Origin of the sequence: Hyphomonas beringensis (assembly GCF_000682755.1) — a bacterium.
GTDB classification, from domain to species: Bacteria; Pseudomonadota; Alphaproteobacteria; order Caulobacterales; family Hyphomonadaceae; genus Hyphomonas; species Hyphomonas beringensis.
Genome location: NZ_AWFF01000045.1, coordinates 1 through 24,040 on the forward strand (window position 1 = coordinate 1; position 24,040 = coordinate 24,040).

Consider the following 24,040-nt stretch of genomic DNA (forward strand, 5'->3'; position numbering starts at 1 on the left):
CTGGATTGGTATTGAATGAAGCAAAGCACGCACATATTTAATATGCACACTGACTAGAAAGAACGCCATATGTGCTGACCGTGATGCATCGGCACCTCAAGAAACCGCCTGACTAACAAACCGCTGACGCGCTTAGGTCCGGTGGTCCGGCTCTGACTTTACAATCCAGCGGCAAGTTAGACTGGCCTCCATGGCACGGAGACATTATCAAGAACTCCACCTACAATTCCATGTGGAACGGCAAAAGTCCGAGCTAGCTAGTCTACATAGTCCGGATCGCTGATCGTGTATTTTCCGCTGGCCCGATCAATTTTGGGAAGGTCAAGCTTGTAGGTGTTTGTGACGCCGTAAGATTGCATGCTATCAACGCTTTTGAGCGGCCATTCCTTCGCCCAAACAATTCGCTCGTCAATGCCGGTTATTGAGAAGAAATTTTGATGATGCTCATACTCCAGCTGCGCGACTTCTGGCTTAGTCGGCTTTGGCGTGCGCTCGTCGGCTGGCTGCGGACCCCCATGCCATCCGACAACGGCGTCTGCCATTACAATGCGATCATCCGTAGCCAGAAAGAAATAGTTCGCACACGACGAAAAGCAAATGACCGATGGAATCGCCACAGTTTCCTGGGGCAGCGAAGCAATTTGCATTCCGATCCTCGCGCCCCGCGTCGACCCACCCACCAAAACTCCGCATCACAACATACGTATAACTTGGGTCGATGCGCTGAAATTCAGTCACCATTTGCTCGTCGACGGCTCCCGACAAACACAGCGTGTCTGGGTCAGCCAAGTGTCTTACCCATGTCTCAGCTCCATATCTGAAGCCGGAACCAACTCAAATAATGGACCACTTTTCTGGGAGCAGACCAAAACTCCTGAGTCCCGTGCAGCTTCGATCTGGTCTATTTCGTTCTGGGTAAAAGCAAACACAATTATCTCCTGTCGACTAATTTGATGAAGGTGGGCATGATGGATTCCCATCAGGCTCGTTCAGCACTTGTCCTGACGACCAGCGGATGAGCGCCTCTTCCATCCCCGCGAGGAATTCCGGCACCTGGTCCCTGGTGATCGTCCTGCTGTCCAGTCGCATGCTCATCTCAACACGATCAGTAATTTTTCTGAACGTCGACGTCTTACGGATTTTATGATCATATCCCGGCAGAGCCAGCTCGCTGACCGTAAAGTAGGCTGGCTTTCCAAGGAATTCGCCAATCTGCAGAGCTGACGAATTTGCCAGTCGTTCCGCTTTCTGTGCTGCGGTCTCCTCTTGTCGCCCGCTCTCCCCCTCGCCTTCAACTGCCTCCATGAAGAAAGACCCGACAAGCTCGCTCCCGTCTGGGGCCTGAACCGCAAATTCATGCTTTGACGTCCAGCCGAACGTATCGACACTGAGCTCAGAATTGCTCTGGTTCAACAGCCAGCGCCCATCCGCCCCGAATTGAATCGCCTCTTCGCTGGGAATGGTAAGCCGGAGGTCCCCAATACAAATATGGTAGGCTTCGATAGCAGCGCGCTCCTTCCCTTTGGAAGACCGCTCACACCCGCTCAGCAATAGAGCCACGGCAATCGAGAGTGTGCCATGGCTTCACGGCTACTCCAAGCAAAAAAAACAATCTAAACACGAATTAAATATACTTCTACGGGACACATACATTTTATCGGCGGTCCCGAGACCAAAATATTGCGCAATTGCTGCACGCACAATTGAATGCCTTTGCACGGAGTGAGTTGGTTCAGCGACGCGGGCCTCTAAAAGCCGCTACCCTTGGTAGTGGTCTGCCACACAGATCACTGAGAAAGACAAAACCATACAAATATGCCCACCCGGGCGTTCAAAACACGGCGTCTCCCGCAATAGCGGGACGATCTCCCGCCCATCTGGCGCCTGAAATTCCGCACCGCGGGAGAGCCGAATGGTGTCTTCAATTGCCAGCGCGAACGATCAGAATACCTTGAGCGTCATTGGTCTGCTTCTGCGAGGCCATTACGCCGCATCATCGCAACTTCGAGGGACTGGGTGCGCAGTGCGATCTGGATCACGCAGCGCTTGTCCACCTCCTGAAAGCGGGTCGGAACACGCCGCACATAGTGCCACCAGCCGCCGCGGTCCTTTAGAAATTTTGATCCAAGTGAGAAATGCTTCATCGCCGTTTGTAGTGCAAAAAGTTTGCATTTTGTGGTGCAAATTGTAGTGCACGACCGGCGAAAAGGCCTGAAGACCCGAGGGCTTCTCCAGTATTTTCAATGATTTCAACTGATCTGGTAGTCACCATCTAGAGAGAAATGGCGCGAGTGACGGGGCTCGAACCCGCGACCTCCGGCGTGACAGGCCGGCACTCTAACCAGCTGAGCTACACCCGCGCATTTCTGGCACCGCTTGGCGGCGAGCGGTCTCTCTAATCAAGGCCGGTTGCCCGGTCAAGCACGGAAGTTCACGCAAAATGTATTATACTGCATTTAAAGTCATTTCCTCGACACATTGTCGGCCATTATACCGCTGAAAAGCCTGAAAGACCCGATTCATGAAACGCATTCTTCTTATCTGTGGCGCTGTGCTGGCGGTGCTGCTGATCGCCGCGCTGACAGTGCCCTTCTTTGTCCCGAAATCGGCCTACAAGACCCGGATTGAAACGGCTGCAACCAACGCCCTCAACCGGGATGTAGAGCTGACGGGCGATGTCTCCATATCGATCTTCCCGCGCATCTCGGCCAGCATTGACGGTGTGACCGTCGCGAACCCTGAAGGCTTCGCCCGTGAGGACATGATCAAGGCGGGGGAATTGCGCGGATCGGTCAAATGGCTGCCCCTGTTGTCAGGCAAGGTGGATGTGCAGCAAATCACCTTTGTTGACGCGGATGTCTTCCTGCAAAAGCGCGCAGATGGGGAAACCAACTGGCAGTTCGGCACCGGCAAAGCCGAGGAGAAAAAAACCGCGTCTGAAGGAGGCGGCAGCGTAAAGGCCAGTATCGACCATGCCCGCCTGCAGAATGCCTCCCTGACCTATCAGGATGATTCAAGCGGCAAGACGTATGAGCTGAAGGATTTCAATCTTCAGGCCAGCCTGCGGGACATGGACAAGCCCCTCGCCGCGGATGCGGACGGCAAGTTTCAGGACCACGCCTTTGACCTCAGCCTTGAACTTGATTCGCCCGACTCGCTGCTGACGAATGCGCCGACCGAAGCGCTGCTGATGTTCGAGATGGGCGACATTGGCAAGATCTCGTTCCAGGGCACGCTGCAGCTGGGTGACAATGGCAATGTGGATGGCGGCCTGCGATTCTCTTCCGGCAATCTGCCTGAACTCATCGCCTTCACGGGAATCACGCCGCCCGTGAATGTCGAACCGTTGGGCACGGCAAATATTGTGGCGAAAGTCTCCGGTCCGCTTTCCGCGCTTGTCATTGATTTTGAGCAGATGGGCGTGAAGAGTGACGTACTGATGGCGAACTATACCGGGAAAGTGACGCTCGGTGAGCCCATGAGCCTGGACGGACAGCTTTCCGTGGATAGCGCACAAGCCGGTGAACTGACCCGCGAGTTGGGCCTGGAGATTCCCGCAAGCTCTGCACTTGAGAAGGTCAAGGTGAGCAGCAAGATCAAAGGCCCCGTCGATGCGCTGGTCCTGTCAAACATCAGCGCCAATCATACCGGAGCCCTGCTGAACGCGACCTATTATGGCGATGTCTCTCTGGCAGGGAATGGCCGCATTGATGGCAACATAGATGCCAAGAGCGATAAGCTGCGCGATCTGCTAAAGGCCGCAGATGTGGACCTGCCCCCTGGCGAAACGCTCCAGCGCTTCAGCACCAAAGGGGATATTTCCGGCACCTTCCAAGCGCTGACGATCAACAAGCTGAATTTCGCGCTGGATGACATCACCGCAACCGGCACAGCAGGCGTCAACCTGTCCGGCGACAAGCCGCGCCTGACCGGAAACCTCGATATGGGGAATTTGGACCTGACTCCCTTCCTGAGCAGTGAGGAGGCCGCCACAGAGGACAAGCCGGCGAGCACGGGATGGAGCAAGGAGCCCCTGGATCTTGCCGGCCTGAAAAGCGTCAACGCAGACCTCAACATACACGCAAATACGCTGACCCTTGGCGAGGTGAAGCTGACTGACGCAGTTCTCGTCGCCAAGCTGCTTGACGGAAAGCTTACCGCAGACCTTTCGAAATTTGGGGCGTTTGGTGGCAACTGGGCTGGCAAGATGATTGTTGATGCTCGCCAGGCAAAACCTGCAGTCGCCTTTGACATGACGGGCAACAACGTCCTCATGTCGGACATGCTGGGCACACTGGCCAGCTTTGACCGGCTGACCGGCAAAGGGGAGTTGTCGCTCGATGCGAGCGGATCTGGCGACTCGATTGATGAGATCATGAACGCCCTCGATGGTAAGGTCTCCGCCAACCTTGAAGACGGCGCCCTGAAAGGAATCAATGTCGCCCAGCTGGTGCGCACGGCCTCTTCCCTGAAGAGCGCGCTGTCCAGCGGTGGCCTGGCTGGACTGGACCTCAGCTCTGCCGTCTCCTCCAGCGCCGAAACGGACTTCACCAATTTCGACACGATCCTCACCATCAACAAGGGTGTGGCCAATGTGGACGTCATGAAGCTGCTGAACCCGGTTCTTGGTGTGGATGGTAGCGGCAAGATCAATCTGGGGGGCCAGTCCCTCGACCTGCGCCTGGCGACCAGTATCGACAAGAGTGGCAAGGGTGATGGAAGTGTCGTTCAGTTGAATGGCATTCCGGTGCCTATCCGCGTGTCAGGCAGCTGGACAAATGTGAAGGTCTCTCCGGATCTGAGTGGTGTCCAGTCGGCGCTGGAAGCAGAGCTTGGCAATCGCCTGCGTGATGAGCTGACAAAGCGCCTTGGAGGAGGAGACGGGTCTTCTGACGAATCCTCAAACGGTACGGAGGATGTTATCAACGGCATCCTGGGTATTCAGAACAAGGACGAAGCCGACACGAATGAAGCTGATCAGAAAAGCGATGAAGACAAAGCCATCGAAGCGATTGGCAATCTGTTTGGCCGCAAGTCCAATGAAGACTGAGCCCGCCAGATACAAAAAGAGGGGGGCCTCATGGCTCCCCTCACCTATTCTCCGAAAAGCCCGGATGTAATCAGCTGGCTCTTTCGGCAGCCCGCATGTCAGAGGCGCGGCGATACATGAAATCGCGCTGGTCCTGGATCAGGGTGACTTTCTCCTTCACCTTCTTCAACTCGATCATGTGTTGCAGCTTTTCAAGCGGCTGCGCCCGGCTGATGAAGAAGCCTTGAAGTTCATCGCAACCGCAATCGCGCAGGAAGTCTGCCTGATAGCGCGTCTCGACGCCCTCTGCCGTGCAACGCATGCCAAGGGACTTGGCCAGCGACAGCGTCGCCACAGCGATGGACCGGCTGTCAGAGCGCGTTTCAATATCCCGCACAAAACTCTTGTCGATCTTGATGCGGTCGAACGGGAAGCGGCGCAGATATGAGAGGGATGAATAGCCCGTACCGAAATCGTCTAGGGCGATGCGAATGCCGAGATCCTTTAGTTGGTGAAGGCGCTGGAGCGTAAACTCGGTATCCGACATCAGCACATTTTCGGTGATCTCAAGTTCGAGGCGTGTTGGATCTATATTGTTGGCTGCGATCGCATGCACGATGGTCGGGATCAAATTCGCCGAATGGATCTGGACCGGAGAAATGTTCACCGAGACACGAATATGCTCTGGCAATTTACGAGCTTCTGACATGGCGGCCCGTAAAACCCAGTCACCGATCCGCGTGATCAGACCATTGTCTTCGGCATGCTCGATAAACTCACCCGGATAGACCAGACCGCGCGTCGGATGCTGCCAGCGTACGAGCGTCTCGCAACCGACAATTTCATGCGTATGCGCATTAACTTGCGGCTGGAAGTAAACCTTGAACTCATTCTCATTGACAGCGTGATGCAGGTCAGATTCCACCTGCAGGCGCGCCCGAGCGCGGTCGTCCAGCTCCTGCGTGAACATGCACCAATTGGCCTTGCCCACTTTCTTGGCCTGGTAAAGGGCCAGATCAGCGTGCTTGAGAAGAATCCGGGAGTCCGTTGTCTCTTCATCGAACAGGCGAACGCCGACAGAGGCTGAACAATTCGCCGTAGATCCCCACAGATCATATGGCTCACTCAGATAATCCGTCAGCTTGTCCAGAAAGACTTCGAGTTGGCCATCTGCCGGGCGTTCAACGATCAAGGCGAACTCGTCACCACTGATCCGCGCCACGACATCGCGCTCATCACAGACTTCCTGAAGACGGGCCGCAACATGTTGCAACAGCTCGTCCCCTGCCGGGTGGCCAAGCGTGTCGTTCACCCATTTGAAATTGTCGAGGTCCAGCCAGACAAGCGCGCGGCTCATCTGCGGCGTTAGTGGCTTGCGCATGACCTTTTCGAGTTGCTCTTGCATGCTTACCCGGTTCGGCAGTCCCGTCAGGCCATCATAGTGGGCCATATAGGCGATGCGGTCTTCAATCTCCTTGGACTGTGTGATGTCCTTGGCGACCCCGCGAAACCCCTTGAAGGCGCCGTCCTCATAGATCGGTTTACCGGTGAGGGACCACCAGCGGTCATCTCCCTCATTCTCCACCTTCAGGACCAGATCGCGAAAGCTCTCCTTGCGCATCAGACTGGTTTCCAGAACCCAGGCAGACTCATCAGGGTGAAACAGAGAGACCAGATTGTTACCGATCATGACATTGTTGTTCTCATGCTCGACGCCTTCCGCAGCGAGCGGAATGTCCATCAGAACGCCATACGTATTGGTCTGCCACAGCCAGTCTGACGTACTTTCCTCGAAATCACGCAGAAGCAGCGATATGACCTGGGACTGTTCCTTGACGGCCGCTGCGCTCAAATGCTGCTCGATAAACTGTTCATGGCTCCAACGCACTGCCAGCATCAGAACGCCGACATAGACAAAGCACAGAACCGCAGCGAACTGATTCTGCGGGTCCCCGGTGAGCATCATTGATATGGCAAAACCCAGGCCGATCGGCACCAAGAAGGCACACGCGGACGCGGGAATACGGGATTGTAGAAATGAACCGGCGAACATGATTCCGGCCAGTTGGATGCCTAAGACCATCAGCCCCTGACTGTTCGCCGTGTGAGCCACCAGAAAAGGCACGATGCCCCAGATCAATCCATGGGACAGCGACAGCCTGACGTAGAACCTCAGTGCCTTGGAGGCCGACACATTCGAGCGGTCGAGATACTTTTTCCTTGCGACGCCGATGACATTCGTGACGCCAACAACCGTCGCCCAGATCAGCACATTTTGAAAAGCGGATGTATTGCGGAAGCAGAACAGGACAATCGCCACATTCATGATGCTGGTCAGGAACATGATCGTGGTAAGCTGTCTCACAAAAGAAAGCTGTTTCAGCTTCAAATCATGGGCGTACTGTTCGCTCATCTTACAGTCGCCTACCAAGCCGGCGATCGATCCAGTGCTGGCGTTGCCCCAACCCATAATTGTCATCGTCCACCCTGCTCCGTCACATCCTGTCACGATTGCGAATGGATACGAGCTAACAGCAGGTCATGAACATGAAAGTATCCGCCGCTTTTAAATTGAAGAGAGCGGATTAATGAGCATCTGGCGCATAAATACGGGATATCTGTAAAAACGCTTACATTACAGACCCCTACACCAACCCGTCATGCTTAATAGGAATTCGTCAGAACGTACTCGATATTCTGCCCGCGTGCAGTAAATGCCAACTTCACCCAGCGGCCGGCTTCATCGTACCAGAGCGTCACATCGATATCGGAATCCATCAGATATTTGGTTGCCTGAATCGGCTCGCCTGCGGCCTCGATGGTCTCTATGCCTTGATCGGAAACGGAAACTTTCAGGATTTCCCCGTCTTCGGTGGACAGCAATTCGCTGGCGCGTGTCTGGGCAAAATTCCAGTGGCTGGAAGGCAGGATCTTGCCGTCGACATCACCCTGAAATTCTGTGCCATTAACGTCCAGCATCTTGCCTTCACGTTCGGCTTCAACCTGCCCCTTTTCGCCGTCATCATTCACGCGGCCTTCCAGTGAGACGAGTTCACCGTCCTGCCAGACTTCCGTGGCATCAAGATTGTAGCGAAACAGCGTGATCGGCCCGAGCCCGGCCTTCAGATCCACCTTGGACCGCGCGATCAGACGCCCGTCCGCATCTCGGTCAAAGCTGACGGTGTGGCTGCCAAAGGGTTTTCCCTGTCTCAGCACATCAAACTGGATCACATCACCTGACTGCGGGCTCCATTTCGGGGTTTCGGTCTTCGCCTCTGCCGCACCGGCCATCATGGTAGCCCCCATCAGAAAACTCACTGCAATACGCTTGGTCATATGAAATTCCTCCAGAATCCGCCGGGCTTTTGAGCGACGAGACACACACAGGCCTCATCACCTACCGCTTGCGGTTTGTGGCGCATGCCCTGCTCGCCCAGAACAAGGTCTCCGCGCTTGTAAGTGCCGTGCCCATCAGAGAAACGCCCCTGGATGACAACGGTTGCCTCCAGATCGGCATGGCCATGCATGGGCGCGCTCTGGCCAGGTTCCAGCTTCATCAGCCGCGCGCCTGCTGTTCCGGTCGCAGCATAGCGCACGCCGGTCAGTCCGCGGCGCCAGCGCGGCCCCTTGTCTATCTGGTGGATCAGGTCTTCAGCGCCTGCGTGCGCCTTGTGCCGAGCTATTGGCGCACGAAGCGTAGATATATTGTGTGCCGCTCCATCGACCGAACCTTGCTCAAGCAGAGCTCCGCCAACCGCCGTCCACCAGGCGGCTGCTTCGGCCCCTTGCGAGCTCAGGGTCATATGCAGATCGCCCGCCAGTTCGAAGGCGGGGGAATGATTGCCTGCGACATGATCCAACATGAAGGCGGTATAAGTATCCGGACTGGTCAAGACTAAGGGCCTCTTTGCGTGCGTAAACAGCTATCTTTGTTACGCAGCGCGGCCTGAACTGGATCACATCAACTACATGCGTTCCTGTGGCGGTTGTACAATGCCCTCAGGCACTCTAGCTTTTGCAGCAACAGAATGATCAGAATCGGACCGGAAAACAGATGAAGTTTCATCGCTCAGTCATTGACCTCATCGGCAATACGCCACTGCTCAGGCTCAACAAGGTTTCAGAGGAAACCGGCTGCGAGATCCTCGGCAAGTGTGAGTTCCTCAATCCGGGCCAATCCGTGAAAGACCGCCCAGCGCTTGGCATCGTGCGGGATGCCGAAGCCGCTGGTGAGCTGAAGCCCGGCGGCACAATCGTCGAAGGCACCGCGGGCAATACCGGCATTGGCCTGGCTCTGGTCGGCGCAGCGCTCGGCTATCGCGTTGTGATCGTCATGCCGCGAACGCAAAGCCAGGAGAAGAAAGACGCGATCCGCCTGCTCGGTGCCGAGCTGATCGAGGTGGACGCAGTGCCCTATGCCAATCCGAACAATTACCAGCACTTCTCCCGTCGCCTGGCTGAAGATATGGCGAAGTCTGAGCCGAATGGCGCGATCTGGGCCAATCAATTCGACAACACCTCCAACCGCAAATCTCACTATGAAACCACCGGCCAGGAAATCTGGACGCAGACCGACGGCAAGCTGGATGCCTTCATCTGCGCCGTCGGCTCAGGTGGCACGCTGGGCGGCGTATCCATGGCCCTCAAGGAAAAGAGCAAGGCCGTTCAGATCGGCATCGCGGATCCTGGTGGCGCGGCCCTTTATGAGTACTACAAGAATGGTGAGCTGAAATCCGAAGGCACCTCCATCACCGAAGGCATCGGCCAGGGCCGCATCACGGCAAATCTGGAAGGCATCGAAGTGGACCGCGCCTATCGTTGCAGCGATACTGAAGCCCTGAACATCCTGTTTGATCTGGTGGAGCATGAAGGCCTGTGCCTCGGCGGCTCCGCAGGGATAAATATTGCCGGCGCGGTACAGATGGCCAAAGACCTCGGCCCCGGCCATACCATCGTGACCGTGCTGTGCGACTATGGGAACCGTTACCAGACCAAACTTTACAATCCGGACTTCCTGAAATCAAAAGACCTGCCCGTACCTGCCTGGATGGAGAAATAGACTATGGAATCCGGTGACCCCCTCGTCTCGGCTGAATGGCTGAAGGAAAACATTTCGGCCCCGGATGTCCGCGTTGTGGATGCCACATGGATGCCGCCCTTCATGAACCCGGAGAAAACCGGACGTCAGATGTGGTCGGACTGCCATATTCCGGGCGCTGTGCATTTCGATATTGATGCCATCAAGGCTGGCGGCACGGACCTGCCCCATATGCTTCCGGACCCGGTCATGTTCTCCTCGCGGGTGCGCAAGCTGGGCATTGGGGATGGCAATCGCGTCATCGTTTATGACCAATTCAAATTCTTCGGCGCTGCGCGGCTCTGGTGGATGCTGCGCGTCATGGGCCATCAGGATGTGAAAGTCCTGGATGGCGGCCTGCAGGCCTGGATCCATGCGGAGGGAGAAACCGAAGACCTTCCCCCCGTCCCCATGGAACGCCACTTCACGGCGCGGGTCCGCTCGGATCTGATCAAGGACGTCAACCAGATGATGGTGGCCTCTGAAGGCAACACGCACACGATCATTGACGCTCGCTCCAGAGAGCGCTTTACGGGCGATGCACCGGAGCCGCGCGAGGGCCTGCCTTCGGGACATATCCCCGGCAGCATCTCTGTCCCCTCCAGCGTGCTGAGCGATGAAAGCGGAAAGATGAAAACAGCCGACAAATTGAAGCCCTTGTTCCCGGACTCCAGCGCACCTGTCATTACAACGTGCGGGTCTGGCGTGTCTGCCGCCGTGACCGCCCTGGCGCTCGCCCGCCTCGGCAATTGGGATGTGGCCGTCTATGATGGTTCGTGGACAGAATGGGCCTCAGATTCAAGCCGCCCGATTGCGACGGGCGAAGCATGAGCAAACACTTAGAGACTCGCATCATCCACACCCGTAAAGACAGACTGCCTAGCAAGACAGTCAATCCCCCGGTGGAGCGCGCATCAACCCTGCTGTTTGACACGGCAGACCGTCTCTATGGTGCACAGCCCGGCTATGGACGGATGGGCCTGACGGTCCACCGCGAACTGGAAGCAGCCCTGTGCGAGCTGGAAAATGCCCAGCAAGTGCGGCTCACCTCCAATGGCCTTCAGGCCTGCGCGCTGGCCATCGCCAGCCAGGTAAAAGCCGGCGATCATATTCTATACTCAGACTCTACCTATGGCCCGACATCGCGTTTCTGCGACAGGCGGCTTGCGCGTATGGGCATTGAGTCCACGCGCTTTGATCCGCGCATTGGCGCAGGCATCGAAGACCTGATCCGCCCGAACACGACATTGATCTATCTTGAGGCTCCAGGCTCTCTCACATTCGAAATCAGCGATACGCCCGCCATTGTCGAGGTCGCAAAGAAACACGACATCCGAACAGCTATGGACAATACCTGGGGCGCGGGCCTCTACCACAAGCCGCTGGATCTCGGCGTCGATATATCCGTTCAGGCGCTAACAAAGTACGTAGCCGGACATTCCGATGCCTTTGCAGGCGCCGTGATGACCCGCGACAAGCGCATCGCGCAGGAAGTGGTCGACACATCCGAGGATTGGGGCATTAGCCTCTCCGCCGATGATGCCTACACGGCCCTGCGCGGCCTGCGCTCTCTGGCGACACGCCTAAAGGCACATGAGGCCGCCGGTCTGGAGGTGGCAAACTGGCTGACCCACCGGCCGGAAGTGGCGCAAGTGGTCCACCCGGCCCTGCCGACACACCCTGACCATGCGATCTGGAAGCGGGACTTTACAGGCTCCTGCGGGCTCTTCTCCTTCATCCTGGAAGACGCGCCCCCCGAAGCCGTCGACAAGTTCATTGCTGCCCTCAGCCTGTTCAGCATGGGCTTTTCCTGGGGTGGCTTCGAAAGCCTGATCATTCCGTGCGACCAACAGCTGACCCGTATGGAGGATAGTTGGACGCAGACCCGCGCTGGCCCCCTTATGAGGATTCATATTGGCCTCGAAGCCGTGCCTGATCTGATTGCAGACCTGGAAGCTGGCTTCGCCGCCATGGCGGACGCCTAGATGGAGCTGACACCTCGTCGCATCGGACTGGTTCTCGGCCCTGCGTTGGCAGCGATCATGTGGCTTGTGGGGGCTCCGGCGGGCCTGAATGATGCGGCCTGGGGCACGGCCTGCCTGATGGCATTGATGGCCGTCTGGTGGGCCACCGAAGCCATCCCCATTCCGGCCACATCCCTGTTGCCTCTTATCGTGCTGCCCCTGATTGGGGCAGGCAGGCCGAAAGTCGTCGGCGCAGATTATGCCAGCCATATCGTCTTGCTTCTGCTCGGCGGCTTCATCATCGCAATGGGAATTGAGCGCTGGAACCTGCACAAGCGGATCGCCCTGAATGTAGTCAGCCGTGTCGGCGCGCATCCCTATGCGCTGATCTTCGGCTTCATGCTGGCGACAGCGCTGCTGTCGATGTGGATCTCGAACACCGCGTCCACGCTGATGATGGTGCCCATCGCGCTGTCCGCCGCAACAGTTCTCGGCACAGCGTCGAAGAAGTTCAGTGTCGCGCTTCTGCTGGGCATTTGCTACGCGGCCTCGATTGGCGGCGTTGCGACACCGATCGGCACCCCCACGAACCTGATCGCTATTAATTGGTTGCAGACCGAACTCGGCGCCAATATCGGCTTTCCGCAATGGATGGCCTTTGGCATCCCAACGGTCGCCCTGCTCCTGCCCTGCGCCTGGTGGTTCGTCACACGTGGTGTCCCTCACCTCGAAAAGGGTGACGAGATCATCGAAAATGTGCGCCAACAATGCCGCGAAATGGGGAAGATCACGCCGCAGGAATCCCGCGCGGCGATTGTCTTTGGCATCACTGCCACTCTATGGGTGCTGCGCCTGCCCATTGAGATTGCTCTCAATGCGATGGACATCACCCTGCTGGACGGGTTTGGCGGCGCAGAGATCGACATGATGATCGCCATGTTCGGCGCCGTACTCATGTTCCTCGTGCCAGCCGGGGGCGGCGAAGGCCGCGCCATTCTGAACTGGGAAGAGGCCGAGCGACTGCCTTGGGGCGTGCTGGTACTGTTCGGCGGCGGTATCGCACTTGGCAATGCGGTCTCCCGCACAGGTCTTTCGGCCTGGATCGGGGAAAATCTTGAAGTGCTGAACAGTCTTCCGCCGCTGCTCTTCATCGTAAGCGTCGTTGCGCTGGTGATCTTCCTGACCGAGTTGACGTCCAATGTCGCGACCATGACCACGCTGGCGCCAATCCTCGGCGCGTTGGGCATCGCTGTGGGCGTGGCCCCGGCCACCTTGCTCGCCCCGGCTGCCGTGGCGGCCTCGTGCGCTTTCATGCTGCCAGTTGCAACGGCGCCAAACGCCATTGTCTACGCAACGAACGAAGTGCCCATGCAGCAGATGATCCGCCGCGGGCTCTACATCAATCTGTCGGGAATTGCGATCATCGCCTTGGTTGGCTACTGGGTCGCCCCGCTGGTGCTCTGAGGACGTTAGGCCTCCAGGGAAGTTCTGCGCCACAACGCGAAACTTCCCCAGAAATACCCCGTGTGGTCCCCCGACCCAGACGTTGGATGTCCCTTATATAAGGGACAAACTGAACGCTGGCTGAACCTATGTTATCTCAGCTGGCAGGCGGCTCGCTAACCTCAACGATCAGCTTGCCCAGGTTTTTGCCCTCGAACAGACGGGAAAGACTGGCTGGAGCGTTCTCCAGACCCTTCACGATGTCTGTCTCGAATTTGAGCTTACCCTCCATCAGCCAGCCGGCCATTTGCTGCATGCCTTCCGGGAAGCGCGGGAAATAATCGATCACGATGAAGCCCTTCACCAGCGTGCGCCGCATCAGCAGGTTTGAGAAATTGTACGGGCCGGGCACAGGCTCGGTCGCGTTGTACGTGCTGATCAGGCCGCACAGCGGCATGCGGGAAAAGTCATTCAGCCGCGCAATCACCTGATCCATGATCTTGCCGCCGACATTCTCGAAGTTCACATCGATGCCATCCGGGCAATGCTTGTCGAGCGCCGCGCCGACATCCTCTGACTTGTAATTGATCGCGGCATCGAAGCCTGCCGTCTCGGTCAGCCATTTGCACTTCTCGTCACTGCCTGCGATGCCAACGACCCGGCAGCCCTGGATCTTCGCGATCTGGCCGACCATCGAACCCACAGCCCCAGCCGCGGCAGAGACGACAACTGTCTCTCCGGCCTTGGGCTTCCCGATGTCCATCAGGCCGAAATAGGCCGTCATGCCCGTCGCCCCGAGGGGGCCCATGAAGGCAGTCAGCGGAACGCCCGGCAGCTTCGGCATGGCCGTCAGCGTCTGCCCCGGATGCGTGGAATAGAGAGACCAGGAGCCGAGGCCTGTATTCACAATGTCGCCGGCTGAGAGCCCGTCAAACTTGCTCTCCGTCACGACAGCCAGACCGCCGCCGCGCATCGGGTCGCCAATGCCGACCGGCGGCAGGTAGGCGTCCACGTCACTCATCCAGATGCGATTGGTCGGGTCGAGCGACAGATAGATCAGGCGCGTGCGCACCTCGCCGTCTTTCAAGGGCTCCAGCGGGCTCTCGACCAGTTCGAGATCGCCTTCCTTCACCTCGCCCTCGGGCCGCTTGCGCAAAATCCAGGTCTTGTTCATCTCGGTCATACTTTATCCTCCCTGTGTCTGTCAGAGAGGCTAGGCCGAAACCGCCTCAGCGCAAGATGCCCCGCCGCGTCAGCCAGAGAGAGTAGGCGAACAGAAAGATCGCGATCAGAATGACCGCAGCCGTAAAGACCGGGTTGCTGGTCCCTTCGGGCGCGTCTGTCAGAGTCAGGCTATAGGCCATTGAGATAAGGGTACAGGCCAGGGACACGGCAAACGCCCAGAAAGCCAGCTTGCTGCGTGTCAGCAACAGGATGGAGCCGATAAAGGCGCCCCAGGTTGCAAACCCCCAGATGATGTACTGCCACATCGGGAACGTATAGAAGAAGTCCAGCTGCTCAGCCGTGAAGTTCTTCATGTACGGCTCCCAGTGCGTCACGGTGGCGGCGAAATCAAACGCGCCACCTGCATTCCACAGTACAGCCAGAATGCCCACGACCCACAAATGCCATGGAGTTTTTGTCTTTATATCAGTCATGCGTCCCTCCCACAGGATGTGCTCAATCTACCCTGTAAGCGGGTCATGAACAATCTTGTGCAGGGCTTTTGCACGACTGGCTGAGGTCCAGGGCTTCGGGTGGGTGACGCCGCGCGCAACAGCGGCTACACCTTCCAGCAACAGAGGATTCTTGACCCATGGCCACTGCCCCCGTCGACAAGGACAGTCATCTCTATCTGGTGGATGCCAGCGCGTATATCTTCCGCGCCTTCCATGCCCTGCCGCCCCTGACACGGCAGAGTGACGGCCTGCCTATTGGCGCGGTCAGCGGCTTTTGCAACATGCTGTTCAAACTGCTGGAAGACGTGAAAGGCGATGACCGCCCGACGCATTTTGCCTGCATCTTCGACAAATCCTCCATCACTTTCCGCAATGAATTGTACGACCAGTACAAGGCCAACCGACCTGAGCCGCCGGAAGAGCTGCGACCGCAATTCCCGCTGGTGCGCCGGGCCGCAGAGGCCTTTGCCGCCCACGCCATCGAGATGGAAGGCTTCGAAGCCGACGATTTGATCGCCACATATTCCCGCCAGGCCGAGGCCAAGGGCGCACGCGTAACCATTGTGTCCTCTGACAAGGATCTGATGCAGCTCGTCTCCGACAGGGTGGTGATGCTGGACACGATGAAGAACAAGACGCTTGGCCGCGAAGAAGTGTTCGAGAAGTTTGGCGTCGGCCCCGAAAAAGTGGTCGACATCCAGTCGCTGGCTGGCGACAGCGTGGACAATGTGCCCGGCGCCCCTGGCATTGGCGTGAAGACCGCCGCGCAATTGCTGGATGAGTATGGCGATCTCGAAACCCTGCTGGCGCGCGCCGAAGAGATCAAACAGCCAAAGCGCCGCCAGACGCTGATCGAGAATGCGGACCTGATCCGCATTTCCAAACAGCTGGTCACCCTGAAAGATGATGTGCCGCTGGACCTGCCGCTGGAAGACCTGGCCGTTCAGGACCCTGATCCGGATACGCTGATCAGCTTTCTGGAGGAAATGGAGTTCCGCACCATCACCCGCCGCGTGCGCGAGATGATGGAACTGGAAGGCGCCATCGAAAGCGCTCAGCCAGCGGAAGACCCGATCGACCGTAGCAAATATGTCTGCGTGCGAGACTTTGAAGCTCTGGAAGACTGGGTCGCCCGCGCGACGAAGCAGGGCTATGTCGCTGTCGATACCGAGACCGACAGCCTGGACTCGATTGTTGCAAACCTGGTTGGCGTCTCCCTTGCGCTGTCACCCAACGAAGCCTGCTACATCCCACTCGCGCATGTTGACCCGGATGGGGCTGGAGATGGCGACATGTTCGGCGCAGACCCGCCGCGCCAGATCCGCATGAAGGATGCCCTGCGCGCCCTGAAGCCGATGCTGGAAGATCCGTCTGTCCTGAAGATTGGCCAGAACATCAAATATGATCTCTCCATCTTCGCGACACACAAGATTGATGTTGCCCCCATCGATGACACGATGCTGCTGTCCTATGTGCTGAACGCCGGCAAGCACAATCATGGCATGGACACGCTGTCAGAACGCTACCTTCAGCATAACACCATTCCGTTCAAGGAGATTGCAGGCACCGGGAAATCCCAGGTCACGTTCGACAAGATCGCGCTGGACAAGGCGACGGAATACGCCGCGGAAGACGCCGACGTCACACTGCGCCTGTGGCACATCTTCAAGCCGGAACTGCGCCCCGAGAAAGTCACCACCGTTTACGAGACGCTGGAACGCCCGCTGGTGCCTGTGCTGGCCCGGATGGAGCAGGAAGGCATCAAGGTAGACCGGGACAAGCTTTCGCGCCTGTCGTCTGACTTTTCCCAACGCATGGCCGCGCTGGAGGCCGAGGCCCATGAGCAGGCTGGCCGGGAGTTCAACATTGGCAGCCCGAAACAGCTGGGCGAAATCCTGTTTGATGAGATGGGCCTGGAAGGCGGCAAACGGACGAAATCCGGCGCGTGGCAAACCGATGCCGATGTGCTGGAAGGACTGGCAGCAGCGGGCCATGGCCTGCCGCGTACGATTGTCGACTGGCGCACGCTGTCCAAGCTGCGCTCGACCTATACAGAGGCCCTGCAAGCCGCGATCAACCCGACCACAGGCCGCGTGCATACCAGCTTCTCCATGGCGGTCGCGCAGACGGGGCGCCTGTCCTCAACCGATCCGAACCTGCAGAATATCCCGGTGCGGACGGAAGAGGGCCGCAAGATCCGCGAAGCCTTCATCGCCGAAGATGGCAATGTGCTTGTCAGCGCGGACTATAGCCAGATTGAGCTGCGTATTCTGGCCCATATCGCAGACATTGATGCGCTGAAAAGCGCCTTCAAGGATGGCCTCGACATTCACGCCATGACCGCCAGCGAGATGTTCGGCGTGCCGATTGAAGGCATGGACCCGATGGTGCGCCGTCAGGCCAAAGCCATCAATTTCGGCATCATCTACGGCATTTCCGGCTTCGGCCTGGCCCGCCAGCTGGGCATTCCGCAGTCCGAGGCGAGCGACTACATCAAGACCTATTTCAAGCGCTTCCCCGGTATCCGCGCCTATATGGACGAGACCAAGGCCTTCGCCAAAGAGCACGGCTATGTCACGACCGCTTTCGGACGGAAGATCAACCTTGCCGGCATCAAGTCCAAGGGTCCGCAAAAGGCATTTGCGGAGCGTCAGGCAATCAATGCGCCGATCCAGGGCTCAGCCGCAGACATCATCAAGCGTGCCATGATCCGCATGCCGGACGCGCTGGCCCAGGCCGGGCTGAAGGCAAGGATGCTGTTGCAGGTGCATGACGAACTCGTCTTCGAATGCCCGGAGAAAGAGGCCGACAAGCTGATCGAAGTGGCTCAGGCAACCATGCAAGGCGCTGCAGGCCCGTCCCTGCACCTGTCCGTGCCGCTGGAAGTCGAAGCACGCGCCGCAAAGAACTGGGCAGAAGCGCACTAGGCAGGCATCGGGGCGACTCATGCCTTGCTGCCTGCTTCCTGCCAACCAGCCTGTATGAATATCCGGGGAGATTGGGAAATCTTCCCAATTATCCCGTATCCTGCGCCTAAAGCGCCCTGCAATGCGCAGGAGATGCTCATATTTTGTCAGGAAATTTTCTGAATCGCAGTTGTCACATGTTCGGGATTGGCTCAGCCTGCTAGCTATGCAGAGTCGCAATAGAGACCGAGGCAGGCTCATGCCATTTAACTCCGCTCCCAATGAGTGTCCCTTCAAAATTGGCCACACTCCCCTCACCCGGTTCAGCATCCAGATTGGCGACCATCAGCATGAATTGCTGATCAAGGAAGAGCGCCTCAACGAATTCGGCTCGATCAAGGACCGCGTGGCCTGGTATATCCTGTCGCGCACAATTGAAGCGCAAGGCCCCGTTACGTCGGTCGTGGACGCCTCCTCCGGCAATTATGGCAACGCCCTTGCCTGCATCTGCGAGCGTCAGGGCATTCAGGCGACGATTGTCTCCTCTCCCTCGATCAGCGCCTATAATGCAGAGGGCATCCGCAAGACAGGCGCCCGGCTGGTGATCGCTGAGGCCCAGCCCGGCGAATCCTCCAATGCAGCGCGTATGCGTGTGGCCGGTGAGATCGCTGCCGCTGAAGGCATGGTGTTCCTGGACCAGTACGCCAACTTCCTGAACCCGGCCTCCCACCAGAACTGGACGGCGCCGGAAGTGTTTGCGGAAGGGCCGTTTGATGCCTGTTTCGCCACCTCCTCCTCAGGTGGTACGGCGCGCGGCTTCACGGATTATCTGAAGGCCCATCAGGACAAGACACCGCTCTTCCTGGTTGAGCCGCAAGGCTCCTGCGCCTTTGTCGCGCCTGATGACAGCGATGGCGAAAAGCTGAAAATCCCGGGCTATGGCAGCCAGCGCCGGTCCACTTTCGCAGAGATCACCCCGCCGCCAGCCATGTTGCGTGTGCAGGAACCGGCTGTTCTGGCCGCCTTTGCGCTGCTGCACGAGCACAAGCTGGCTGAGGTTGGCCTGTCCAGCGTCGGCGTCATGCTGGGCGCCATGCAATGGCTGTCCGAGCAGGATGGCCCCCGCAGCGCCGTATGCATCTGCGCCGATGGCGATGAACGCTATGTGGATGAGTTCGAGGGGCGCTATCTGCCATCCGTCCCACGGGCAGACTATGACGCCGCCTATGCGAAGCTTAGCCCGATGATCGCCTCCATGAAGCAGGTGACGCGGGCAAACGCGTAGCAATTACTGACCTTCGCAAACACGACGCCTGCGCCCTGCCAGTTCCGCGCAGGCGAGCGCTGCGCGACAATCACCGTTGATAAACCCCGGACTGGGGTCTATCTGCACCGCAAGGGCATTTGACGGATCAAATGCCGGCACGTCGAGTAAAGAGGCACAAAGTGGCAGTTCTGTATCGTTCCCGCACATCGACCCACGGACGCAACATGGCAGGCGCTCGCGGCCTGTGGCGCGCCACTGGCATGAAAGATGGTGATTTCGGGAAACCGATTATCGCGGTCGTGAACTCTTTCACCCAGTTCGTGCCCGGTCACGTTCACCTGAAAGACCTTGGCCAGCTGGTCGCTGGCGAGATCGAGGCGGCAGGCGGTGTGGCCAAGGAATTCAACACGATTGCTGTCGATGATGGCATCGCGATGGGCCATGACGGCATGCTGTATTCGCTGCCAAGCCGCGAAGTGATCGCCGACAGCGTCGAGTACATGGTCAACGCCCACTGCGCCGATGCGATGGTCTGCATCTCCAATTGCGACAAGATCACGCCCGGCATGATGATGGCGGCCCTGCGCCTGGACATTCCGGTCGTGTTCGTCTCCGGCGGCCCGATGGAGGCCGGCAAAGTCAATATTGATGGCGAGCTGCGCTCAGTCGACCTGATCGACGCGATGATCGAAGCGGCCAATCCGGACCGGACCGATGCCGAGGTCGAGGCCTTCGAGCAGGGCGCCTGCCCGACCTGCGGTTCCTGCTCCGGCATGTTCACGGCAAACTCCATGAACTGCCTCGCCGAAGCGCTGGGCCTGGCCCTGCCCGGCAATGGCTCCACGCTGGCGACCCATGCCGACCGGGAAAAGCTGTTCCGCCGCGCTGGCCGCCGCATCGTCGAACTGACCAAGGATTATTACGACAACGGCAACAAGGCCGTCTCGTCCCGCGGGATCGCGACCAAGGCCGCGTTCGAGAATGCCATGACGCTCGACATCGCCATGGGCGGCTCAACCAATACGATCCTGCACCTGCTGGCCATCGCCCGCGAAGGCGAAGTGGACTTCACGCTGGACGATATCGACCGCCTCAGCCGTCAGACGCCCTGCCTCTGCAAGGTCGCGCCCGCCATTGCCAATGTTCACATGGAAGATGTGCACCGCGCAGGCGGCATCTTTGGCATCCTGGGAGAGCTGAACCGCGCCGGCAAGCTGGATACGTCCGTTGCGACGATCCATTCCGAAACGCTGGAAGAAGCGATCCAGACCTGGGATATAACCACCTCCAATGATCCGGACGTGCAGGAGCTGTACCTGGCCGCGCCGGGCGGCGTGCGCACAACACAGGCGTTCAGCCAGTCGCGCCGCTACAAGGATCTGGACCAGGACCGCACGAGCGGCGTTATCCGCTCTGCCGACCATGCCTTCTCTCAGGATGGCGGACTGGCCGTTCTGTTCGGCAACATCGCCGAGCAGGGCTGCGTCGTGAAAACGGCGGGCGTGGACGATTCCATCCTGAAATTCTCCGGCCCCGCCATTGTCTGCGAGAGCCAGGAAGAGGCCTGCACGCGCATCCTCAACAAGGAAGTCAAAGCCGGCGACGTGGTCATCATTCGCTATGAAGGCCCACGCGGCGGACCGGGCATGCAGGAAATGCTTTATCCGACCTCCTATCTGAAATCGATGAAGCTGGGCAAAGCCTGCGCGCTGATCACCGATGGCCGCTTCTCTGGCGGTACGTCAGGCCTATCCATCGGCCATGTCAGCCCGGAAGCCGCCGAAGGCGGCGCGATCGGCCTGATCCAGGAAGGCGACATCATCGAAATCGACATTCCGAACCGCACCATCAACGCCAAGCTGACGGATGAGGAATTCGCCCAGCGCCGCGTCGAGATGGCCGCAAAAGGCGACAAGGCCTGGAAACCGGTCGAGGACCGTCCCCGCAAAGTGAGCCGTGCCCTGAAGGTCTACGCCGCGCATGTGGGGAACGCTTCGCAGGGTGCTGTGCGACTGGATCCGTAACGACACTCACGCTAGCACAAGCGACGCCCGTGAAGGCGCTTTGTGGGTGAGCTGATTTTTTCAACTTGGCGGCCGCGTCATATTTCTGGCAGCGGCAAGCCCCTCTCCTTGGGGAGAGGGGTTGGGGTGCGGGGTGATATAGCCGCCGCGAGTACTGCATATGCGGACACGCCTTTACCCCTCAGCCCTGCCCCTCTCCCGAGGGAGAGGGGGTTCAGGCCCGTATAAGCCGGAATAAAGGCACGCCCGTCGCAGGCGGCGGCGAGGCGGTCATTGGCCGGGCGAGCGTGCAGCAGGGCCTGCTGCGCGATGTCCTGCCCCGGTATGTAGTCAATCGATGCCAGGTAAACGCGCCCGTTCGGCGTGACGCCCCAGTGATATTGCACACCTCTGCCATAGGCCCTGCGGATCGCTACGCGCAGCAGAAGTACCTGCGCCCAGATCAACGGCCAGATGATCGCCAGATGCGGCGGAAAACCCGCAGGAGGGTGGAAGAACGACATGGCCCCAGTATACATCCGGATACGGAGGTGTCGGAAAACTTTATTTTCGTGCCAGTGTTCTCAGCAGGATGAGGCGCATTTCGGGGTGGATAAGGTGGGGATAGGTAATGCCGGGCTTTTGGCTCTCTGCTCCTTCACCCTTCGATCTCGCTCAGGATGAGTCCGCACTGTCGAAGCACGAGCGCTGGATAAGAAACGGTGCGGCAGGCGCCTGCCAGCCCGGCAAATCAGGGCAAATGTGCCGCAATCTTCCTTAAATTGCCGTAATGTGAGCAAGCACTCGCCCTAGTCGGCTGTTTTCATTGGAAATGAAGTTTAGGAGGGCTTTTGCCATGGCGCGAACCGTGTTTGAACACCATATGGCCAAGCGGCCCCACCCTGAATATGGGTACAGTCTGGCTGAGAGGGATCGAGCAATGACGACTTTGGCACTAGTGGATGACGACGAAAACATCGTTGCCTCCCTGAAGATGTTCTTTGAGGCGGAAGGATACAATGTCCGCACATATCATGATGGTGAGGCCGCGCTGCCTGCGCTGACCGAGACGCCGCCAGACATTGCGATCCTGGACGTGAAGATGCCGAAGATGGACGGCATGGAATTGCTGCGCCGTCTGCGCCAGACCTCCGAATTGCCGGTCATCTTCCTGACCTCCAAGGATGAGGAAATCGACGAAGTCATCGGCTTCAACATCGGCGCCGACGATTTTGTTCGCAAACCCTGCTCCAACCGCCTGCTGGCTGAACGCGTCAAAGCCGTTCTGCGCCGGGCACGTGGCGTAGGCGCGGCGCCGGAAGAAGGCGACCAGAAGCCAATCGTTCGCGGCAAGCTGACGCTGGACCCGAACCGCCATGCCTGCACCTGGGACGGCCACCCGGTGCGCCTGACGGTGACGGAATTCCTGATCCTGCAGGCGCTGGCCCAGCGGCCAGGCTATGTCAAAAGCCGCGACCAGCTGATGGACGCCGCCTATGACGACCAGATCTATGTCGACGACCGCACCATCGACAGCCACATCAAGCGCCTTCGCAAGAAGTTCCGCGAAGTGACCGATGAGTTCGACGCGATTGAGACGCTCTATGGCGTGGGCTACCGCTATACAGAATAGCGCCGTCACGGAAATCTATATTGGCGGGGCGGCCGACACTCGGACACGCCTCGTCGCCGCCTTTGCCGAGGCACGGGCCGCAAAGCTGGCGCACTCTCACCGAGAGGCGCATTACTTCCCGCATTATGCCCCACGCCGCGCGCGTCATCTGGCACTGAGGCATATCGAGGCCGGCCGTCAGATCGTACTGATCGGCCATAGCTGGGGCGGAGATACGGCTCTGCGTGTGCTGAAGGGCCTGGCGCCGGAGAGGGTCCCGCTGCTGGTCTGCGTCGATCCTGTGCCGAAATCCCGCCTGAACCCGCCGCCCCGGCCCCGCAATGCGGATCACATCCTGTTCATTGATGCGCGGCCGACACGGCCAAACCAGTCAGACAAGGTGAAGGATTTCGGCCAGATGTTCTGCGGCACCCTGCACAAGCGGCTCGATTGCGCCCACACGTCCATCATCGCAAACCTGAACCATTTCGCCTTCTCTCAGATGATGGTGACCTCCGCAGAAGACGGACTGTCAGCGCTGGACAGGATCAATCAGGTCGGCCAGGTCAGCCGCCGCCACCAAGGCGCCAGCCCCAGTTGGGCAACGCCAGGACCAGCAAAATGAATCCAATACCGACCAGAAAGCTGAGCGGAGAATATATCCGCCGGTTGAGCTTCAGGAAGGGCAGTTCCGGCAAGGCGCGCTCGAAGGCTGGCAGAATGCCGATAATGCCTCGCCCCATGAACACCATGCCGGCTGCAAACCCACCCAAGGCAAGCAGCCATTTCGACAGCCGCCCATTCATCGGCAGGTCTACAAAACCGCCAAGTGCTGCGGCCCAGAAGGCCGCCACCAATAGCCAGAAGGCCATGAAGACACAGGCCGCAGCGGACGGCATGCGCGTAATACCCCGCCGCCCAACAACGGCGCGTGCCAGCGCCTGCTCATTCGCGCAGGGAAAATGGCTGCCCATGGCCCATGACAGGTGCAGCAGGCCAAGGCAGGTCAAAACCAGGACCAATACAGGCGATAAAATCTGGGACACCATTCACTGTTCCT

At 58.6% G+C, this 24,040-nt stretch carries 19 protein-coding genes and 1 tRNA gene; 10 read left to right on the forward strand and 10 right to left on the reverse strand.

Going from position 1 to position 24,040, the window contains the following annotated elements; translation table 11 throughout:
• Positions 1-257: 257 nt before the first annotated feature.
• From HY29_RS11640 to HY29_RS11655, 4 genes are all read right to left on the reverse strand, one after another.
• Positions 258-647, reverse strand: a complete 390-nt coding sequence (locus HY29_RS11640) for a hypothetical protein (RefSeq protein ID WP_155838298.1) — start codon at positions 645-647, stop codon at positions 258-260.
• Between the two features lie 298 nt (positions 648-945).
• Positions 946-1,413, reverse strand: a complete 468-nt coding sequence (locus HY29_RS11645) for a hypothetical protein (protein WP_155838299.1) — start codon at positions 1,411-1,413, stop codon at positions 946-948.
• A 545-nt stretch (positions 1,414-1,958) separates the two neighbouring features.
• A complete protein-coding gene (locus tag HY29_RS11650) occupies positions 1,959-2,144 on the reverse strand; it encodes a DUF6538 domain-containing protein (protein WP_034797093.1) in 186 nt (61 codons plus the stop codon).
• A gap of 139 nt (positions 2,145-2,283) precedes the next feature.
• Positions 2,284-2,360, reverse strand: a tRNA-Asp gene (locus tag HY29_RS11655).
• A gap of 161 nt (positions 2,361-2,521) precedes the next feature.
• Between HY29_RS11655 and HY29_RS11660 the strand changes: the two genes are divergently transcribed.
• Positions 2,522-5,050, forward strand: coding sequence for an AsmA family protein (locus tag HY29_RS11660; protein ID WP_034797095.1), 2,529 nt, complete (start codon positions 2,522-2,524; stop codon positions 5,048-5,050).
• A 70-nt stretch (positions 5,051-5,120) separates the two neighbouring features.
• Here the strand turns inward: HY29_RS11660 and HY29_RS11665 are convergent, their stop codons facing one another.
• The 3 genes from HY29_RS11665 to HY29_RS18545 form a co-directional block, all read right to left on the reverse strand.
• Positions 5,121-7,442: a putative bifunctional diguanylate cyclase/phosphodiesterase gene (locus tag HY29_RS11665; RefSeq protein ID WP_162176719.1), complete on the reverse strand. Its 2,322-nt coding sequence runs from the start codon at positions 7,440-7,442 to the stop codon at positions 5,121-5,123.
• A gap of 251 nt (positions 7,443-7,693) precedes the next feature.
• Positions 7,694-8,365 carry a DUF6134 family protein gene (locus HY29_RS11670; protein WP_051601449.1) on the reverse strand — a complete coding sequence of 224 codons (672 nt, stop codon included), beginning with the start codon at positions 8,363-8,365 and terminating at the stop codon, positions 7,694-7,696.
• Entirely contained in the window at positions 8,362-8,922 is a 561-nt protein-coding gene (locus HY29_RS18545) for a cupin domain-containing protein (RefSeq protein WP_155838300.1), read from the reverse strand. The genes HY29_RS11670 and HY29_RS18545 overlap by 4 nt, the downstream gene beginning before the upstream one ends.
• 161 nt (positions 8,923-9,083) lie before the next feature.
• Here HY29_RS18545 and HY29_RS11680 point away from each other — a divergent pair, with 161 nt between their 5' ends.
• The 4 genes from HY29_RS11680 to HY29_RS11695 are packed head-to-tail and all read left to right on the forward strand — an operon-like array spanning position 9,084 to position 13,534.
• Positions 9,084-10,088: a cysteine synthase A gene (locus tag HY29_RS11680; protein WP_034797162.1), complete on the forward strand. Its 1,005-nt coding sequence runs from the start codon at positions 9,084-9,086 to the stop codon at positions 10,086-10,088.
• A 3-nt stretch (positions 10,089-10,091) separates the two neighbouring features.
• Entirely contained in the window at positions 10,092-10,937 is an 846-nt protein-coding gene (locus HY29_RS11685; RefSeq protein ID WP_034797098.1) for a sulfurtransferase, read from the forward strand.
• A complete protein-coding gene (gene metC / locus HY29_RS11690; protein ID WP_034797100.1) occupies positions 10,934-12,091 on the forward strand; it encodes a cystathionine beta-lyase in 1,158 nt (385 codons plus the stop codon). Before HY29_RS11685 ends, metC begins: the two co-directional genes overlap by 4 nt.
• The gene (locus HY29_RS11695) at positions 12,092-13,534 is read left to right on the forward strand and encodes an SLC13 family permease (protein WP_034797102.1); all 1,443 of its coding nucleotides are present in this window, start codon (positions 12,092-12,094) and stop codon (positions 13,532-13,534) included.
• 136 nt (positions 13,535-13,670) lie between these two features.
• On the opposite strand, the gene HY29_RS11700 is transcribed toward HY29_RS11695, so the two are convergent.
• Together HY29_RS11700 and HY29_RS11705 are read right to left on the reverse strand one after the other, a co-directional pair.
• Positions 13,671-14,687 carry an NADP-dependent oxidoreductase gene (locus tag HY29_RS11700; RefSeq protein WP_206741957.1) on the reverse strand — a complete coding sequence of 339 codons (1,017 nt, stop codon included), beginning with the start codon at positions 14,685-14,687 and terminating at the stop codon, positions 13,671-13,673.
• 55 nt (positions 14,688-14,742) lie between these two features.
• Positions 14,743-15,171 carry a hypothetical protein gene (locus tag HY29_RS11705; RefSeq protein WP_034797116.1) on the reverse strand — a complete coding sequence of 143 codons (429 nt, stop codon included), beginning with the start codon at positions 15,169-15,171 and terminating at the stop codon, positions 14,743-14,745.
• Between the two features lie 158 nt (positions 15,172-15,329).
• Here HY29_RS11705 and polA point away from each other — a divergent pair, with 158 nt between their 5' ends.
• From polA to HY29_RS11735, 5 genes are all read left to right on the forward strand, one after another.
• Positions 15,330-18,119, forward strand: coding sequence for a DNA polymerase I (gene polA, locus HY29_RS11710; protein ID WP_034797117.1), 2,790 nt, complete (start codon positions 15,330-15,332; stop codon positions 18,117-18,119).
• Between the two features lie 238 nt (positions 18,120-18,357).
• Entirely contained in the window at positions 18,358-19,383 is a 1,026-nt protein-coding gene (locus HY29_RS11715) for a pyridoxal-phosphate dependent enzyme (protein WP_034797118.1), read from the forward strand.
• A gap of 161 nt (positions 19,384-19,544) precedes the next feature.
• Entirely contained in the window at positions 19,545-21,389 is a 1,845-nt protein-coding gene (gene ilvD, locus HY29_RS11720; protein ID WP_034797120.1) for a dihydroxy-acid dehydratase, read from the forward strand.
• Positions 21,390-22,308: 919 nt separating this feature from the next.
• Positions 22,309-23,001, forward strand: coding sequence for a response regulator transcription factor (locus HY29_RS11730; protein WP_034797124.1), 693 nt, complete (start codon positions 22,309-22,311; stop codon positions 22,999-23,001).
• Entirely contained in the window at positions 22,973-23,605 is a 633-nt protein-coding gene (locus HY29_RS11735; RefSeq protein WP_034797126.1) for an alpha/beta hydrolase family protein, read from the forward strand. Before HY29_RS11730 ends, HY29_RS11735 begins: the two co-directional genes overlap by 29 nt.
• On the opposite strand, the gene HY29_RS11740 is transcribed toward HY29_RS11735, so the two are convergent.
• A complete protein-coding gene (locus tag HY29_RS11740) occupies positions 23,547-24,029 on the reverse strand; it encodes a DUF3995 domain-containing protein (protein WP_051601453.1) in 483 nt (160 codons plus the stop codon). The two genes, HY29_RS11735 and HY29_RS11740, sit on opposite strands and share 59 nt — an antisense overlap.
• Positions 24,030-24,040 lie beyond the last annotated feature (11 nt).